The organism is Pseudomonas sp. SD17-1 (genome assembly GCF_029201585.1).
Lineage (GTDB): Bacteria > Pseudomonadota > Gammaproteobacteria > Pseudomonadales > Pseudomonadaceae > Aquipseudomonas > Aquipseudomonas palmensis.
This window is the reverse complement of record NZ_CP104044.1, coordinates 5,048,554-5,065,009: the sequence shown is the minus strand read 5'-3', so window position 1 is coordinate 5,065,009 and position 16,456 is coordinate 5,048,554. Positions and strand designations below refer to the sequence as shown.

Sequence of the window (16,456 nt, the reverse complement as noted above, 5' to 3'; positions counted from 1 at the left end):
CTGACTTTTGGTAAGCCGCAACCGCCTTCAAATCGTGATCCGGCGCTGGGGCCGGGGGTGGCGGGGGCAGTGTGTGCCGCGCCACGCCCTCAGGATGCAAGGCTGCAACCGGGGCTTGAGTGCGGCACAGCATACTGGGAATGGATCGCAATGCCCAGCAAAAAAACCGCTGCAACCGCTTTAGCGCGGGCGATCATCCCGCAGGTGAGCCCACCAGAACACCCACCCCAGCACCTCCAGACCCTGGTTGCGGATTTGCGACAGGCTGTAGGTTTCGCTCGGAAATTCGTCACCGTCATGGCTGTGCAGACGCAACGCGCCATTGGCCCGTTCGCTCAAGGTGTGCACGCGCAAGCGCCCGTTGTGCAGCAGCGCGTATATCTCGCCCTCGATCACGCGGGTCAGGCTGCGGTCTATCGCCAAGGTCGCGCCGTACTGCAGCAAGGGGTTCATGTTGTAGTCGGGCATGCTCACGCAAAGCGCCTGCGCAGCATCGACCCCGAGGTTGTCCAGCGCACAGCGCGGCAAACGCAGGTGGCGGCCAGGGATTTCGGCAAACTGCCGGGGCTGCGCATGGTAGAAGGGCAGCAGCACGTCCTGCTCGCCATGCGCGGCGAACAGGCTGTGGTCCGGGGCCTGCTGCTCCTGCTCGCCACGGTTGCGGCTGACCCGCGGCAGCGGGTTGTGGTGCTTGGGGCCCTCGCCGGTGCGCAGCCAGCGAGGGCGTACGCACAGCAGCTCGGCAATCTCGTCCAGACGCGCCATGGGCACGCCGCGCTGGAACCAGTTGTTCACATGCTGCGGCGTCACCCCGCGCTGGGCGGCAAAGTCGGAAGCGGTCAGGTTGCACTCGCGCAGGAGCGCTTTCAAACGATCACCAGATGTATTCATGGTGATTGAGTTTAGTGAGGGAAAAGAAGGGTTTATATAAACATTGGGTTGAAGTGTTTCGCGGGCAAAAGCGGGGGTATTACAGGGGGTTCTGTTGGTGTTGTAGGAATAATCGGACGCTGTTGGTTCAAGCAGCGAGCCGCAGATGCAAAAAAGCCCCGCAATCGCGGGGCTTTTCCTCAAGCGCAGTGCTTAGCCCTTGTAGGCTGCCACCGACTTGGTGATCTCGGCACGGGCCGCTTCTGCGTCACCCCAGCCGTCGATCTTGACCCACTTGCCTTTCTCCAGATCCTTGTAGTTCTCGAAGAAGTGCTTGATCTGCTCCAGCAGCAGTGCCGGCAGGTCGGTGTACTCTTTGACGTCGACGTACAGCTGCGACAGCTTGTCGTGCGGTACGGCGATGACCTTGGCGTCGCCGCCGCCGTCGTCGGTCATGTGCAGGATGCCGACCGGGCGAGCACGGATCACCGAACCTGGGGCTACCGGGTACGGGGTCACCACCAGCACGTCCAGCGGATCACCGTCGTCAGCCAGGGTGTTGGGGATGAAGCCGTAGTTGGCCGGGTAGAACATCGGGGTGGCCATGAAGCGGTCCACGAACAGGCAATCGCTGTCCTTGTCGATCTCGTACTTGATCGGTGCGTGGTTGGCTGGAATCTCGATGGCGACGTAGATGTCGTTCGGCAGGTCTTTGCCAGCCGGAATCTTGCTGTAGCTCATTGGGCATTGCCCCCATGTTTGGCCAAAAATTGGTCGCGATTATAGGCACATTCCGTAACGCTTGCCACGCCCGGCCAGATGCCCGGCCTGGTCAATTAGTCGTGTGCTGGTAGTGCGGATGGCTACGTTGCAGCTGTTGCAGGCGGGCCAGCGGATCCTGGCGGTAGAACGCGCTCAGTTGCGCGTAAACCGCGGGGTAGGCCTGCATCAGCAGGTCCGGGGCACTGAAGAAGTATTCACTGGTCACGGCGAAGAATTCGGCCGGGTTTTCCGCGGCGTAGGGGTCGATGGCCGTTTCGGCATCGGGGTTGCGGTCAAGCTGGCGGTTGAGATCGTCGTAGGCCTGCTGCATGGCCTGCGCCCAGTCCGCCACGCGCATGCTGTCATGCAGCGGCGGCAGGCCATTGGCATCGCCGTTGAGCATGTCGAGCTTGTGCGCCAGTTCGTGAATCACCAGGTTGTAGCCTTCCCAGCCACCGCTGGCCAGCACCCCGGGCCAGGCCAGGATCACCGGGCCCTGCTGCCAGGCCTCGCCACTGTGTTCGCCGTCCCATTCATGCTCCACACCGCTGGCATCACGGTGGCGCTGGGGGCTGACGAAGTCATCGGGGTAGAGCACGATTTCATGGAAGCCCTGGTACCAGTTCAGATCGCCCAGGTGCAGCAGCGGCAGTTGCGCCTGGGCCGCCAGGTGCAGGCGCTGCTCGGCATCGGCGTCGACGCCGGGCAGGGTGGTGAGGTGCTTTTGCTGCAGGAACAGGATGCAGGCTTCACGCAGCCAGTGATCTTCTTCGTCGCTGATGCCGTCGAGCATCGGCAGGCCCTCGCGTACCCGCTGCCACTGCTGTGGCTCGATCGGGTAGCGGGCCAGGGTACGACGGCGCCGCCAGGCGCTCAGGCTCCACATGTGCGCGGGTTACTGGGCCTTGGCCTGGCCACGGCCCATGCGGCTGCGCACCAGGCCGATGATCATCGGCACCAGCGACAGCAGGATGATCGCCACGATCATCAGCGACAGGTTGGACTTGATGAACGGCACGTTGCCGAAGAAGTAGCCCAGCGTCACCAGGCCGCACACCCACAGGATGGTGCCGGCGACGCTGAACATCAGAAAACGCGGATAGACCATTTTTGCCAGGCCCGCGACGAAAGGCGCGAAGGTGCGCAGGATCGGCAGGAAGCGCGCCAGGGTGACGGTCTTGCCGCCATGGCGTTCGTAGAAGTCGTGGGTCTGCTGCAGGTAGTCGCGGCGGAAGATCTTCGAGTCGGGGTTGCGGAACAGGCGTTCCCCGGCCGTTCGCCCGATCACGTAGTTGGTGCTGTCGCCCAGGATGGCTGCCGCCATCAGCAGGCCGCACAGCAGTACCGGGTCCATGCCGCCGCCGGCGGCCACGGCACCGGCGATGAACAGCAGCGAATCGCCCGGCAGGAACGGCATGACGACCAGGCCGGTCTCGCAGAAGATCACCAGGAACAGGATGGCGTAGATCCACGGACCGTAATTGTTGACCAGCAAATCGAGGTAGGTATCGAGATGCAGAATGAGGTCCAGCGGGTTGAAATCCATGTACGGCACCTTGTTCAAGACCCGGCTCTACGGGCATGCGAGGACTGGCAGTGCGAAGTGTGTAGCCGTTACCCGGGGTAAGGGTAAAATTTCACACAAATTGAAAGGCCGCATTATACGGGCATGGCGTGATTATGGCGGAGCAGTTTGTAGCGGCGGATTTCTGGGCCCCAGCGCAGCGGGGCTGCTATGCAGCCCATCGCCAGCAAGGCTGGCGCCTACATGGCCAGCGCGCAGACCTGTGGAAGCCGGCTTTGCTGACGAAGGATGCCCGTCAGTCGGAATGGATCGGGAGGATATAGCTCTTGAACTCGGTATCTGCCTTGAACCCCATCGACTCGTAGGTCTTCATTGCCACCTCGTTGTCGCTGCTGGTCGAGGCACGCAGGCGCACGGCGTTGGTGTCCTTGGCTAGTTTCTTCGCCTCGCGCATCAGGTTGTCGGCCACCAGCATGCGCCGCGAGTCTTCGGCCACATAGATGTCGTTGAGTATCCATACGCGCTTGAGCGACAGCGACGAAAAGCTCGGGTACAGCTGGCAGAAACCCATCAGCTTGTTGTCATCGTCGTCCGGCAGCGCCAGGTAGATGATCGACTCGTCGCGCTCCAGGCGTTTTTCCAGAAACGAGCGTGAAGAGTCCGGATAGGGCAATTGCCCATAGAACTCGCGGTATTTGACGAACAGAGGGGCGAGCAGATCCAGATGCTCAAGAGTTGCTTTGATAATTCGCATAAGCAGGCCTCGGGTCCATGGGGAGTGGCGGCGAACCTCGGGCAGCCGTCACCCCAGATGCTGCCTAAAGCGCGAAAAAAGCGCAATCCGCTAAAAAGTGGTCAGTTCTCAATCATTGCCGAGTAAGAAGTTTCCATTTTTAGGGGTGTCGGCGTCTGATTCCAGGGTCTGGACCTGGGCTTCATCCTTCAGGTTGACCCCCGAGAGCTGCCGACGGCAGGCCTCGCGCATCAGGTACAGCAGGCGGTGGGCGGCCATGCCGTAGCTCAGCCCCTCCAGGCGTACGTTGGAAATGCAGTTGCGGTAGGCGTCGGTGAGGCCGACCCTGGGGCTGTAGGTGAAATACAGGCCCAGGCTGTCGGGGGAGCTCAGGCCCGGACGTTCGCCGATCAGGATCACGGTCATTTTCGCGCCCAGCAGTTCGCCGACTTCATCGGCCACCGCCACCCGGCCCTGCTCCACCAGCACCACCGGGGCGGTGGACCATCCCTCGGCATCGATGTGCTCCTGCAGACGGTTGAGAAACGGCAGCGTGTGCCGGTGCACCGCCAGGGCCGAGAGGCCGTCGGCCACGATGATCGCCAGGTCGACCCCGCCCGGGTTGGCCTGGGCATGCTCGCGCAGTTGCCGGGCCGATTCCTCATGCAGGCGCCGCCCCAGGTCCGGGCGTTGCAGGTAGCTGTGGCGGTCGCTGGCGGCGCTGTGCAAGAGGATGCTGTCGCGCCCGCGTTCGCTCAGCTGTTCGCGCAGGCCCGCATGGTCGAATGCCAGGTGCACGGCATCGCGGGCCTGGGCGTGGGCGCACTGGAAGTCCAGCTGTGCGCGGGTCGGCAGGCTGGTACCGGTGCGCCCCAGGGCGATGCGCGCCGGGGTCAGGCGGCGCAGGTCGAGCCAGGGGTTGTCGCTGTTGTCGTGCTGCGTGGGTTGCTTGTCCATGGCTCGCTTATCCCAGTTGCGCCAGCGCCTGGCGGAAGGCCGGTGGCAGGTTGTCGCCAAACCGCACCCGGCCATCGGCCTGGGTGAAGATGCCCATGCGCGCCAGCCACGCCTCGAACTCCGGGGCCGGTTTCAGGCCCAGGGTCTGGCGTGCGTACAGCGCGTCGTGGAACGAGGTGGTCTGGTAGTTGAGCATGATGTCGTCGGAGCCGGGGATGCCCATGATGAAGTTGATCCCGGCCACCCCCAGCAGCGTCAGCAGCGTGTCCATGTCGTCCTGGTCGGCCTCGGCATGGTTGGTGTAGCAGATATCGCAGCCCATCGGCACGCCCAGCAGCTTGCCGCAGAAGTGGTCTTCCAGGCCGGCGCGGATGATCTGCTTGCCGTTGTACAGGTACTCCGGGCCGATGAAGCCGACCACGGTGTTGACCAGAAACGGCTTGAAATGCCGTGCCACGGCATAGGCCCGGGTTTCGCAGGTCTGCTGGTCGACGCCATGGTGCGCGTTGGCCGACAGCGCGCTGCCCTGGCCGGTCTCGAAGTACATCAGGTTCTGCCCGAGGGTACCGCGGTTCAGGCTCAGGCCGGCGTCGTAGCCTTCCTGCAACAGGTTGAGGTTGATGCCGAAACTGGCATTGGCCGCCTCGGTGCCGGCAATGGACTGGAACACCAGGTCCAGCGGTACGCCGCGGTTGACGGCCTCGATCGAGGTGGTGACGTGGGTCAGCACACAGGCCTGGGTGGGGATGTCGTAGCGCTGGATGATCGCGTCGAGCATCTCCAGCAGAGCACAGATCGAGGCGATACTGTCGGTGGCCGGGTTGATGCCGATCATGGCGTCGCCGTTGCCGTACAGCAGGCCGTCGAGAATGCTCGCGGCGATGCCGGCCGGCTCATCCGTGGGGTGGTTGGGCTGCAGGCGGGTGGACAGGCGCCCGCGCAGGCCCAGGGTGCCGCGAAAGCGCGTGACCACGCGGATCTTCTGCGCCACCAGCACCAGGTCCTGCACGCGCATGATCTTCGAGACCGCAGCGGCCATTTCCGGGGTCAGCCCCGGGGCCAGGACGCGCAGGCTGTCTTCGTCGGCCTGCTCGCTCAGCAGCCAGTCGCGCAGCCCGCCCACGGTCAGGTGGCTGACGGCGGCAAAGGCCTGTTTGTCGTGGGTGTCGATGATCAGGCGGGTGACTTCGTCGTCTTCGTAAGGGATCAGCGCCTCGCTGAGGAAGTGACTGAGCGGGATATCGGCCAGCGCCATCTGCGCGGCCACCCGTTCGGCGTCGTTGCCGGCCGCCACCCCGGCGAGAAAGTCGCCGGAGCGGGCCGGGCTGGCCTTGGCCATGACGTCCTTGAGGCTGTCGAAGCGGTAGGTCTGGGTGCCCACCGTGTGTACAAAACTGCTCATACGCAATCTCCATGGCGCCGCAGGCCAGGCCTGCGGCGCGGGGCGGTCAGTGCAAGGCCTCTTCGGCCTTCTGGATCGCGGCAAACTCTTCCTCCGGCGTGCCGGCCACCAGGTGGTGTCGGCTATAGAAGGCAAAGTACGCAATCAGCACGCCATAGATGATCGCAGCGCCAATCACCACCCGTGGGTCGACCAGGAAACCTGCGACCACCGCCAGGCAGGCCAGCACCAGCGCCACGCCCGAGGTGAAGATGCCGCCCGGGGTCCGGTACGGACGCTCCATTTTGGGGCGTTTTATGCGCAGGGTGATGTGCGCGGCCATCATCAGTACATAGGACAGCGTAGCGCCGAATACCGCCACCAGAATCAGCAGGTCGCCCTGGCCGGTCAGCGACAGCGCAAAGCCGATGATGCCGGGGATGATCAGCGCCAGTACCGGAGCCTTGCTGCGGTTGGTCTGCGACAGCTTGCGCGGCAGGTAGCCGGCGCGCGACAGGGCGAAGATCTGCCGCGAATAGGCGTAGATGATCGAGAAGAAGCTGGCGATCAGGCCAGCCAGGCCCACCAGGTTGACGAAGCCGCCCATCCAGGTCGAGCCGCCGTAGGCCTTGGCCAGCGCCTCCACCAGTGGGTTGCCCGAGCTTTTCAGCGCTTCGGCGCCGGCGCCGCCCGGGCCGATCACCAGGATCAGCAGCGCGAAGCTGAGCAGCACCAGCATCGCACCGATCAGGCCGCGGGGCAGGTCGCGCTTGGGGTTCTTGGTTTCTTCGGCGGCCAGCGGCACGCCTTCGACCGCCAGGAAGAACCAGATGGCATAGGGGATTGCCGCCCACACGCCGACGTAGCCGAACGGCAGGAAGCTGCTGGCGCCGGCTGCGTCGGTCTTGGCGATGTCGAACAGGTTGTTCGAATCGAAGTGCGGCACCATCGCGATCAGGAACACCGCCAGGGCGATCGCGGCCACGGCGGTGATGATGAACATCAGCTTGAGCGCTTCGCCCACGCCGAAAATGTGGATGCCGATGAAGATGATGTAGAACGCCAGGTAGATCACCCAGCCGCCGATGCCGAACAGCGATTCGCAGTACGCGCCGATGAACACCGCGATGGCGGCGGGGGCGATGGCGTATTCGATGAGGATCGCGGTGCCGGTCAGAAACCCGCCCCAGGGCCCGAAGGCGCTGCGGGCGAAGCCGTAGCCACCGCCGGCGGTGGGGATCATCGAGGACAGTTCGGCCAGCGAAAAGCACATGCACAGGTACATCGTGGCCATCAGCAGCGTGGCCAGGAACATGCCGCCCCAGCCACCCTGGGCCAGGCCGAAGTTCCACCCGGCGTAGTCGCCGGAGATCACGTAGGCGACGCCCAGACCCACCAGCAGGACCCAGCCTGCGGCACCTTTTTTCAGTTCACGTTGCTGGAAATACTCGGAACCGACCTTTTCGAAATCGACGGAAGCCGGCGCGTTGCCGGAATGATCGCTTGGCATGGGGATTCACCTGTTCTTTTTTTAGTCACCGGCGGGTGCCGGCCTGTGGTGATGGTCTTGCACGAAAGGGGCCAGAACAGCTGCAAGCTTCAAGCTGCAAGCCGCAAGAGAAGGCAAATCGCATGGGGTCTGCTTTTTCTTGCTGCTTGAAGCTTGCCGCTTGCAGCCGGGCTTCCTAGAAGAAGCCCAGCGGATTGATGTCGTAGCTCACCAGCAGGTTCTTGGTCTGCTGGTAGTGGTCGAGCATCATCTTGTGGGTTTCACGACCCACGCCGGACTTCTTGTACCCGCCGAACGCGGCGTGCGCCGGGTACAGGTGGTAGCAGTTGGTCCATACGCGGCCAGCCTTGATGCCGCGGCCCATGCGATAGGCGCGGTTGATGTCGCGGGTCCATACACCGGCGCCCAGGCCGAATTCGGTGTCGTTGGCAATGGCCAGGGCCTCGGCTTCGTCCTTGAAGGTGGTGATGCTGACCACCGGGCCGAAGATCTCTTCCTGGAACACGCGCATCTTGTTGGTGCCCTTGAGCAGGGTCGGCTGGATGTAGTAACCGGTCGACAGGTTGCCCTCGAGTTTTTCCACCTTGCCGCCCGTGAGCAGTTCGGCGCCTTCCTTCTCGGCGATTTCCAGGTACGAAAGAATCTTGTCGAACTGCTGCTCGGAGGCCTGGGCGCCGACCATGGTGTCGGTGTCCAGCGGGTCGCCACGCTTGATCTGCTTGATCTTCTTCATCACCTCCTGCATGAACGCCGGGTAGATCGATTCCTGCACCAGTGCGCGCGACGGGCAGGTGCACACCTCGCCCTGGTTGAAGAACGCCAGCACCAGGCCTTCGGCGGCCTTCTCGATGAAGCTCTGCTCGGCCTGCATGATGTCTTCGAAGAAGATGTTCGGCGACTTGCCGCCCAGCTCCACGGTGCTGGGGATGATGTTCTCGGCGGCGCATTTCATGATGTGCGAACCCACCGGGGTGGAGCCGGTGAAGGCGATCTTGGCGATGCGCTTGCTGGTGGCCAGCGCTTCGCCGGCTTCACGGCCATAGCCCTGCACCACGTTGAGCACGCCCGGTGGCAGCAGGTCGCCGATCACTTCGAGCAGCACGCTGATGCCCAGCGGGGTCTGTTCGGCCGGCTTGAGCACCACGCAGTTGCCGGCGGCCAGGGCCGGGGCTAGCTTCCAGGCGGCCATCAGGATCGGGAAGTTCCACGGGATGATCTGGCCGACCACGCCCAGCGGTTCGTGGATGTGATAGGCCACGGTGTTGCCGTCGATTTCAGCGGCGCTGCCTTCCTGGGCGCGCAGGCAGCCGGCGAAGTAGCGAAAGTGATCGGCGGCCAGCGGGATGTCGGCGTTGAGGGTTTCGCGTACCGCCTTGCCGTTGTCCCAGGTTTCGGTGATGGCCAGCAGTTCGAGGTTCTGCTCGATGCGGTCGGCGATTTTCAGCAGGATCAGCGAGCGTGCCTGCACCGAGGTGGTGCCCCAGGCATCGGCGGCCGCATGGGCGGCGTCCAGCGCCTTGTCGATGTCTTCGGCACTGGAGCGTGGGAACTCGGCAATCGGCTGGCCGTTGACCGGCGAGGTGTTGGTGAAGTACTCGCCTTTGACCGGTGGCACGAACTCGCCGTTGATGTAGTTGCCGTAGCGGCTCTTGAAGGAAACGATCGCGCCGTCGGTACCGGGATGTGCGTAACGCATGGTGTGTCTCCTGGCTATTGTGCTTGTAGGGAGGATGTAAAGCGTAGTGCAAGGCACGGGCCACTGCCCGGTGGCCTAGTGAAATCAAGGGCTTGGCGCGGCGCGGAGGGCGCCCCGCAGGCGCTGTGTGCCAGCCCCGGCACAGCCTGGGTGACACTCTGTACCCGTTGTGGCACACAACGTGACCCGACGGTCCCGCCACCATTGCAATGCACTGGCGGCAGGAGGATGCTGGGTTCATCTCGTGTGCGGAGAACAATAAAAAGTGCAGAGCAATCATCTGAGCCGGCACGCCCGGCAAGTGCTCACCGTCACCCAGGGCAAGGCGCTGTTGCAGGGGCCGGGCAGCGACCCGTCGATCGCCCGTTCCTGGCTGCGCTGCCTGGAGGACTACCACCTCGACCCGGCCCAGAGCGTTGCGCCCACCGTGCTCGAGCACGGGCGGCTGCTGGAGAGCCGTGAGCGCCTGCAGCAGGTGCTGCAGATCGCCGGCAACGAGATGAACAGCCTGCATCAGCAACTCTGCGGCGCCGGGCACGCGGTTCTGCTGACCGATGCACGCGGGGTGATCCTCAACTGCGTCACCGCACCCACCGAGCGGCGCATCTTCGAGCGCGCCGGGCTCTGGCTGGGCGCCGACTGGAGCGAGGCCTGCGAAGGCACCAACGGTATTGGCACCTGTCTGGTCGAGCGCCAGGCCCTGACCATTCACCAGGATGAACACTTTCGCGGGCGCCATACCGGGCTGACGTGCTCAGCCAGCCCGGTGTTCGATCCGCAGGGCGAGCTGCTGGCAGTGCTCGACGTGTCGTCGGCGCGCCCCGACATGTCGCGCCAGAGCCAGTTCCACACCATGGCGCTGGTCAACCTCTCGGCCAAGATGATCGAGAGCTGCTACTTCCTGCGCCATTTCGAAAACCACTGGCTGTTGCGCTTTCACCTGCAGGCCGAATCGGTCGGGCTGTTCAGCGAGGGGCTGCTGGCGTTCGATGGCGAGGGGCGTATCTGTGCGGTCAACCAGAGTGCGCTGAACCTGCTGGCAACGGCACGCGGCGGGCTGCTCGGCCAGCCAGTGGAGGCGTTTTTCGACTGCGCGCTGGATGAACTGCTCGGGCGTGCCATGGCGGCCGCCAGCACCAGCTGGCCGCTGCGTACCCGCGATGGCCGTGTGCTGTTCGCCAGCCTGCGCGGCCAGGCCCGTGCGGTGGCGCCACCGCTTGCACCGTCGGCCACCAGCACGCCAATGCCGGCACAACGCATCTGCCTGGTCGACCCGGCACTGCAACAGGATTTTCGGCGTGCGCTACGGGTGTTCGAGCGCGACGTGCCGCTGCTGCTCAACGGCGAAACCGGGTGTGGCAAGGAGGCCTTCGCCAAGGCCGTGCACCAGGCCAGCCAGCGCGCGGGCAAACCGTTCGTCGCGCTCAACTGTGCGTCGATCCCGGAGAGCCTGATCGAGAGCGAGCTGTTCGGCTATCGCGGCGGCAGCTTTACCGGGGCGCGCAAGGAGGGCATGCGCGGCAAGCTGCAACAGGCCGACGGCGGCACCTTGCTGCTGGACGAGATCGGCGACATGCCGCTGGCCCTGCAGACGCGCCTGCTGCGGGTGCTCGAGGAGCGCCAGGTGGTACCGATCGGCGGCGAGCCGCAGGCGGTGGATGTGCGCATCATCAGTGCCACCCACCGTGACCTGCTGGGCCGGGTCGAGGCCGGCAGCTTTCGCGAAGACCTGTATTACCGCCTCAATGGCCTGGAGGTCGCCCTGCCGGCATTGCGTGAGCGCAGCGACAAGGCGCAGTTGCTCGACTTTGTCCTGGCCGAGGAGGCCGCGGGCCAACCTGTGCAGCTAGAGCCGTCGGCACGCCGGGCGCTGCTGGAATTTGCCTGGCCCGGCAACGTGCGCCAGTTGCGCAATGTGCTGCGTACCCTGGTGGCCCTGTGCGAGGATGGCCGCATCGCATTCGACGACCTGCCGCCGGTAGTGCGCCAGCCCCCGGCAGCGCTCGAGCCCACGGTTGCCAGGCCGCAGGCCGAACACCCGCTGGACGACGCCGAGCGGGCCGCGCTGCTGCAGGCGCTGGAGCACAAGCGCTGGCACATGACCCAGGTGGCGGCGCAACTGGGGGTCAGCCGCAATACGCTGTACCGCAAGCTGCGCAAGCACGGGATTGCACGGGGCGCCTAGGCAAACTCAGGATGCGATTTTTCCCACCCTAAGCTACCCTGCCTCCACGTTTCGTGAGGTCGACCATGCACATTCATATTCTCGGTATCTGCGGTACTTTCATGGGCTCGCTGGCGGTGCTGGCCAAGGAGCTTGGCCACCGCGTCACTGGCTCCGACGCCAACGTCTATCCCCCCATGAGCACCCAGCTCCAGGCCCAGGGCATCGAGCTGCATCAAGGCTATGACGCCGCCCAGCTGGAGCCGGCCCCCGACCTGGTGGTGATCGGCAACGCACTGTCGCGGGGCAACCCGGCGGTGGAGTACGTGCTGAACAAGGGCCTGCCCTACATGTCGGGCCCGCAGTGGCTGGCTGACCACGTGCTGCAGGGCCGCTGGGTACTGGCCGTGGCCGGCACCCACGGCAAGACCACCACCAGCAGCATGCTGGCCTGGGTGCTGGAGCATGCCGGGATGAGCCCGGGCTTTCTGATCGGCGGTGTGCCGCAGAACTTCTCGGTGTCGGCGCGCCTGGGCGCCACGCCGTTCTTCGTGGTCGAGGCCGACGAGTACGACAGCGCGTTCTTCGACAAGCGTTCCAAGTTCGTGCACTACCGTCCGCGCACCGCCATTTTGAACAACCTCGAGTTCGATCACGCAGACATCTTCCCTGATCTGGCTGCCATCGAGCGCCAGTTCCACCATCTGGTGCGCACCATCCCGAGCGAAGGCCTGGTCATTCACCCCACCACCGAGCCGGCCCTGCAGAAGGTGATCGAGATGGGCTGCTGGACCCCGGTGCAGACCACCGGCGCTGGTGGCCAGTGGCAGGTGAAACCGCTCAGCGCCGACGGTTCGCGCTTCGAAGTCAGTTTTGAAGGCCAAGCCCAGGGCGTGGTGGAGTGGGAGCTGACCGGCCAGCACAACGTGGCCAACGCCCTGGCCACCCTGGCCGCTGCCCGCCATGTGGGCGTGGTGCCGGCCATCGGGATTGCCGCCTTGAGCGCGTTCAAGAGCGTCAAGCGGCGCATGGAAAAGGTCGCTGAAGTCCAGGGTGTGACCATCTATGATGACTTTGCCCACCATCCGACCGCCATTGCCACCACCCTCGACGGGCTGCGCAAGCGCATCGGCGACGCCCCGTTGATCGCGGTGATCGAGCCGCGCTCCAACTCCATGAAGCTGGGCGCCCACCGTGATGGCCTGCCCCAGAGCGTGTGCGATGCCGACCAGGTGATCTGGTATGCACCGCCCAATCTGGGCTGGGACCTGGCCGCCACCGCCGCCGAGTGCACGGTGCCGTCGGTTGTCGCCGACAGTCTCGAGGCGATCATCGAGCGGGTCAAAAGCCAGGCCGCGCCGGGCACCCAGGTGGTGATCATGAGCAACGGCGGCTTTGGCGGGCTGCACGGCAAGCTGGCCGAGGCACTGCGATGAGCGGCCCGGAGCGCATCACGCTGGCCATGACCGGTGCCTCCGGGGCGCAGTACGGGTTGCGCCTGCTCGATTGCCTGGTGCGTGAAGACCGCGAGGTGCATTTTCTGATCTCCAAGGCTGCGCAACTGGTGATGTCGACCGAGACCGACGTGGTGTTGCCGGCCAAGCCGCAGTCGATCCAGGCGTTTCTGACCGAGTACACCGGCGCTGCGGCCGGGCAGATCCGGGTATACGGGCGCGAGGACTGGATGTCGCCGGTGGCCTCGGGCTCCGGGGCGCCGGCAGCGATGGTGGTGGTGCCCTGTTCCACCGGCACGCTGTCGGCAATCGCCACAGGGGCCTGCAACAACCTGATCGAGCGGGCCGCGGACGTGACCCTGAAGGAGCGTCGACAGTTGATTCTGGTGCCGCGCGAGGCGCCTTTCTCGACCATCCACCTGGAGAACATGCTCAAGCTGTCGCAGATGGGCGCGGTGATATTGCCGGCCTCGCCGGGCTTCTATCACCAACCGCAGACCATCGACGACCTGGTGGACTTTGTGGTGGCGCGGATTCTCAACCTGCTGGATGTTCCGCAGGACATGCTGCCGCGCTGGGGCGAGCACCATGTTGGCGGCGAGGAGTGAAGGCGCTGCTGGTGGCAGGCCTGGCGGTGCTGGCACTGAGCAGCGGCTGCGCCACGGTGCGCACGCTGGATGCGGCCAAGCCGGGGGCACCGGTGGTGTATTCGGGTACGCGGCTGGATCTGTATGCGCTGCAGGGCGGTTGCTGCCCTGAAGACCGTTTTGGCGCGCCGGCACCGGCGTACCCGGGGCTGGACCTGCCGGGCAGTGCACTGCTCGATACGGTGTTGCTGCCGTTGTCGGTGCTGACGGTGCTGGGGGTGGGGTTTCAGGCAACGGGTGGGTTGTAGCCCCCGGCCTCTTCGCCGGCAAGGCCGGCTCCTACACCGACCCTTGCAGGAGCCTGCCTTCGGATCATTTACCCAGTTTGCGCAGCTCATCCGACTCGACAATGCGGACCCCGTCCTGCTCTTCCAGCGCCAGGCGCCACAGCGCCCGCGCCAGTTGGCAGGCTTCGATGCCGCGGTACTTGCCCGGCAGCAGCCGCGACAACGGCCCGGCAAACTGTTCACCGAGCCGAGGCTCGATACGCTCGCCCAGCAGCACCGACGGCCGCGCGATGGTCAATTGCGGCCAGTCCTGCGCCATGAGTGCCTGTTCCATCTCGCCCTTGACCCGGTTGTAGAACACCGACGACTTGGGGTCGGCGCCAATCGCGCTGACCACCAGCAGGTGCCGTGCACCCATTTCCCGCGCTCGCTTGCTGAACGCCACCACCATGTCCAGGTCGACGGCGCGAAACGCCGTTTCCGAACCTGCCTGTTTGATGGTGGTGCCCAGGCAGCAGAAGGCGATGTCCACGCGGCCGCTCAACTGCGGCAGGAACACCGCCGGGTCGCCGACCGGGTTCTCCAGGTGCGGGTGTTCGGCCAGCGGCCGGCGCGTGGGGGCCAGCACACGGCTCACGGTTGGCTCGTTGAGCAGCCGATCCAGCAAATGCTCACCAGTCAGCCCGGTGGCTCCGGCAATCAGGATGTGCTGAGGCGTCAGGTACATGATGTCTCTCCCTTGATACAGTCAGCTTAGTGGCTGCTTGTATTTTCTGCTTGTACCGCATCGGCACTTTGCAGTGCTTTTCGTGCCTGTTGCTGGCGCAGTTTCTGCCAGTGCTGCAGCACCCGTTGCGGCGCCCACAGCTGAGGTTCGGAAGCCTCGAAGCCATCGGCCTGCTCGCGCTGCTGCACCGTGGTCTTGGCCAGTTCGAAGGCCTGCTGCAGGTCGTCGGTCTGGTTCAGTGCCCGGGCGAACAGTGCTTCGCCGAAATAGGTGAAGTCGGCCTCTTCGGAGCAGCCGAACGACACCCGGTCGGCACGCGATGCGGTCATGATCAAGGTCTTGTCGTCCTTGAGTGAATCGATGTAACCCCCCGAGTAGCACGCAGAGATCACGATTATCTTGTCACGTTCCTTTAGTGGGGCAAGCGCGGCCGAGAGTTCATCGGCGGGCAGGTCGGCCAGTTGCAGGCGCGGCAGATCCAGCACCAGTTCATGTTCGTGGCTGCCGTGGCTGGTCAGGTAGATGAACACCAGGTCTTCGGGGCCGCTGCGCTCGGCCAGGGTGCGTGCGGCCCGCGCCAGGTTCTCGCGGGTGGCCAGGGGGCGGTCGGCCATGTGGTCGCGGTGGTTGACCAGGGCGACCTGGCCAGTGGCGCCGAACCGGGTCTTGAGCATGTCGCTGACGTAGTCGGCCTCGCGCATGAACACGCTCTGGTTGCCATCGCCGGCCAGGGCCAGGCTGTACAGCTCGATTGCCGGGGTGGAGGCCGGTACCTGGGCCAGCGCCTTGTCGAGCAGGGTGCCCTGCTTGAGCAGGGCCAGCTCCAGGGGGTCGGGCAACAGGCGCCCGTGTTCGTCGCGCACGCGCAGGCCGTTGACCCAGTGGCCGCTTTCGACGCTGCCGTCGACCTGCGTCAGCCGGCCTTTGCCCTGGTAGGTGTCGTTTTCGAAACCGCCGACGTACAGGCTGCCGTCGGGCAATTGCAGACGGCCCTGGCCGGCGAAGCGCCAGTCGCGAAACTCGCCCTTGTAGTGGCTGGCGTCGCTGCCGAACAGCTCGCCCTTGCCGGTCAGCGAGCCGTCGCGGAACTGGCCGATCCAAACGTCGCCATCGGCGTTTTCGTAACGGCCGCGACCTTGCAGGTGGTTGTCCTTGAATTCGCCGATGTACTGGTCGCCTTCGGCGCTGTTGAAGGTGCCGCTGCCCTGCAACTGGCCGTCGACGAAGCGCCCGCTGAACTGGTTGCCACTGGCATCGCTGCGGATGCCTTCGCCGTGGGGTTTGCCCTTGGCGAACAGGCCCTGGTACTGGCTGCCGTCGGCCAGGGTCAGTTCGCCGGCGCCGTTGTACTGGTCGTCCTTGAACTGCCCGCGATACTGTACCTGGCCTTCCCTGAGGGTGCCTTCGCCGTCACGCCGGCCAAGCTTGAAGCCGCCGCTGTAGTGGCTGCCCGGGGTGGTCAGCTCGCCCTGGCCGTGAAACAGACCCTGCTGGAACTCGCCGCGGTACACCTCGCCATTGCTGCCGTGCCATTCGCCGCGGCCCTGCCACTGGCCCTGCTGGAAGTTGCCGGCATACCAGCTGCCGTTGGGGTAGTCGATGCGCCCCGGGCCCTGCAGCAGGCCATTGACCACGTCGCCACGGTAGCGGCCGCCATCGGGCAGGCGGGCGTCGGGCGGTGACAGCGGTTCACCGTCGCCACAGGCGGCGAGCAGCAGGGTCAGGGCAAGGGGTACGAATGGGCGCATGGCGGGGTCCGGGCAAGTCAGGCCCCGAGTATGCCGCAGTTTGTCGCGGGTGAAA

15 protein-coding genes are annotated in these 16,456 nt (G+C 65.0%); 4 read left to right on the top strand and 11 right to left on the bottom strand.

Annotated elements, in window-relative coordinates; all coding sequences use genetic code 11:
• Window positions 1–180 precede the first annotated feature (180 nt).
• The 9 genes from N0B28_RS23115 to N0B28_RS23075 all read right to left on the bottom strand — a co-directional run bounded on the left by N0B28_RS23115 (window position 181) and on the right by N0B28_RS23075 (window position 9,434).
• The gene (locus N0B28_RS23115; protein WP_043863927.1) at window positions 181–891 is read right to left on the bottom strand and encodes an XRE family transcriptional regulator; all 711 of its coding nucleotides are present in this window, start codon (window positions 889–891) and stop codon (window positions 181–183) included.
• A 192-nt stretch (window positions 892–1,083) separates the two neighbouring features.
• Window positions 1,084–1,611 carry an inorganic diphosphatase gene (ppa, locus tag N0B28_RS23110; RefSeq protein WP_043863926.1) on the bottom strand — a complete coding sequence of 176 codons (528 nt, stop codon included), beginning with the start codon at window positions 1,609–1,611 and terminating at the stop codon, window positions 1,084–1,086.
• 91 nt (window positions 1,612–1,702) lie between these two features.
• Window positions 1,703–2,518: a zinc-dependent peptidase gene (locus N0B28_RS23105; protein ID WP_043863925.1), complete on the bottom strand. Its 816-nt coding sequence runs from the start codon at window positions 2,516–2,518 to the stop codon at window positions 1,703–1,705.
• A 9-nt stretch (window positions 2,519–2,527) separates the two neighbouring features.
• Window positions 2,528–3,178 (bottom strand): DedA family protein, encoded by a 651-nt coding sequence (locus N0B28_RS23100; RefSeq protein ID WP_043863945.1) that lies wholly within the window; start codon window positions 3,176–3,178, stop codon window positions 2,528–2,530.
• 274 nt (window positions 3,179–3,452) lie between these two features.
• On the bottom strand, window positions 3,453–3,911 hold the full coding sequence (locus N0B28_RS23095; protein ID WP_043863924.1) for a GNAT family N-acetyltransferase: 459 nt from the start codon (window positions 3,909–3,911) through the stop codon (window positions 3,453–3,455).
• Between the two features lie 108 nt (window positions 3,912–4,019).
• Window positions 4,020–4,847: an ethanolamine ammonia-lyase subunit EutC gene (eutC, locus tag N0B28_RS23090; protein WP_054916334.1), complete on the bottom strand. Its 828-nt coding sequence runs from the start codon at window positions 4,845–4,847 to the stop codon at window positions 4,020–4,022.
• A 7-nt stretch (window positions 4,848–4,854) separates the two neighbouring features.
• The gene (locus N0B28_RS23085) at window positions 4,855–6,249 is read right to left on the bottom strand and encodes an ethanolamine ammonia-lyase subunit EutB (protein WP_275729023.1); all 1,395 of its coding nucleotides are present in this window, start codon (window positions 6,247–6,249) and stop codon (window positions 4,855–4,857) included.
• Window positions 6,250–6,295: 46 nt separating this feature from the next.
• Window positions 6,296–7,738, bottom strand: a complete 1,443-nt coding sequence (eat, locus tag N0B28_RS23080; RefSeq protein WP_043863921.1) for an ethanolamine permease — start codon at window positions 7,736–7,738, stop codon at window positions 6,296–6,298.
• A gap of 175 nt (window positions 7,739–7,913) precedes the next feature.
• Entirely contained in the window at window positions 7,914–9,434 is a 1,521-nt protein-coding gene (locus tag N0B28_RS23075) for an aldehyde dehydrogenase family protein (protein ID WP_043863920.1), read from the bottom strand.
• Window positions 9,435–9,699: 265 nt separating this feature from the next.
• Here N0B28_RS23075 and N0B28_RS23070 point away from each other — a divergent pair, with 265 nt between their 5' ends.
• The 4 genes from N0B28_RS23070 (at window position 9,700) to N0B28_RS23055 (ending at window position 13,947) form a co-directional block, all read left to right on the top strand.
• Entirely contained in the window at window positions 9,700–11,619 is a 1,920-nt protein-coding gene (locus N0B28_RS23070; RefSeq protein ID WP_275729019.1) for a sigma-54-dependent Fis family transcriptional regulator, read from the top strand.
• 65 nt (window positions 11,620–11,684) lie between these two features.
• Window positions 11,685–13,034: a UDP-N-acetylmuramate:L-alanyl-gamma-D-glutamyl-meso-diaminopimelate ligase gene (gene mpl / locus N0B28_RS23065; protein ID WP_275729015.1), complete on the top strand. Its 1,350-nt coding sequence runs from the start codon at window positions 11,685–11,687 to the stop codon at window positions 13,032–13,034.
• On the top strand, window positions 13,031–13,660 hold the full coding sequence (gene ubiX / locus N0B28_RS23060) for a flavin prenyltransferase UbiX (protein ID WP_043863917.1): 630 nt from the start codon (window positions 13,031–13,033) through the stop codon (window positions 13,658–13,660). The genes mpl and ubiX overlap by 4 nt, the downstream gene beginning before the upstream one ends.
• The gene (locus N0B28_RS23055; RefSeq protein ID WP_043863916.1) at window positions 13,657–13,947 is read left to right on the top strand and encodes a YceK/YidQ family lipoprotein; all 291 of its coding nucleotides are present in this window, start codon (window positions 13,657–13,659) and stop codon (window positions 13,945–13,947) included. Before ubiX ends, N0B28_RS23055 begins: the two co-directional genes overlap by 4 nt.
• A 64-nt stretch (window positions 13,948–14,011) precedes the next feature.
• On the opposite strand, the gene N0B28_RS23050 is transcribed toward N0B28_RS23055, so the two are convergent.
• Together N0B28_RS23050 and N0B28_RS23045 are read right to left on the bottom strand one after the other, a co-directional pair.
• Window positions 14,012–14,653 (bottom strand): oxidoreductase, encoded by a 642-nt coding sequence (locus N0B28_RS23050; protein WP_088514347.1) that lies wholly within the window; start codon window positions 14,651–14,653, stop codon window positions 14,012–14,014.
• 26 nt (window positions 14,654–14,679) lie between these two features.
• Window positions 14,680–16,401, bottom strand: coding sequence for a C13 family peptidase (locus N0B28_RS23045; RefSeq protein ID WP_236177044.1), 1,722 nt, complete (start codon window positions 16,399–16,401; stop codon window positions 14,680–14,682).
• Window positions 16,402–16,456: the final 55 nt, after the last annotated feature.

Bases quoted from the DNA above. Each gene is read 5' to 3' on its own strand.
- ubiX (WP_043863917.1), top strand. From the start codon at position 13,031: ATGAGCGGCCCGGAGCGCATCACGCTGGCCATGACCGGTGCCTCCGGG.
- N0B28_RS23075 (WP_043863920.1), bottom strand. From the start codon at position 9,434: ATGCGTTACGCACATCCCGGTACCGACGGCGCGATCGTTTCCTTCAAG.
- N0B28_RS23050 (WP_088514347.1), bottom strand. From the start codon at position 14,653: ATGTACCTGACGCCTCAGCACATCCTGATTGCCGGAGCCACCGGGCTG.
- N0B28_RS23105 (WP_043863925.1), bottom strand. From the start codon at position 2,518: ATGTGGAGCCTGAGCGCCTGGCGGCGCCGTCGTACCCTGGCCCGCTAC.
- ppa (WP_043863926.1), bottom strand. From the start codon at position 1,611: ATGAGCTACAGCAAGATTCCGGCTGGCAAAGACCTGCCGAACGACATC.
- eutC (WP_054916334.1), bottom strand. From the start codon at position 4,847: ATGGACAAGCAACCCACGCAGCACGACAACAGCGACAACCCCTGGCTC.
- eat (WP_043863921.1), bottom strand. From the start codon at position 7,738: ATGCCAAGCGATCATTCCGGCAACGCGCCGGCTTCCGTCGATTTCGAA.
- N0B28_RS23100 (WP_043863945.1), bottom strand. From the start codon at position 3,178: ATGGATTTCAACCCGCTGGACCTCATTCTGCATCTCGATACCTACCTC.
- N0B28_RS23095 (WP_043863924.1), bottom strand. From the start codon at position 3,911: ATGCGAATTATCAAAGCAACTCTTGAGCATCTGGATCTGCTCGCCCCT.
- mpl (WP_275729015.1), top strand. From the start codon at position 11,685: ATGCACATTCATATTCTCGGTATCTGCGGTACTTTCATGGGCTCGCTG.
- N0B28_RS23085 (WP_275729023.1), bottom strand. From the start codon at position 6,249: ATGAGCAGTTTTGTACACACGGTGGGCACCCAGACCTACCGCTTCGAC.
- N0B28_RS23045 (WP_236177044.1), bottom strand. From the start codon at position 16,401: ATGCGCCCATTCGTACCCCTTGCCCTGACCCTGCTGCTCGCCGCCTGT.
- N0B28_RS23115 (WP_043863927.1), bottom strand. From the start codon at position 891: ATGAATACATCTGGTGATCGTTTGAAAGCGCTCCTGCGCGAGTGCAAC.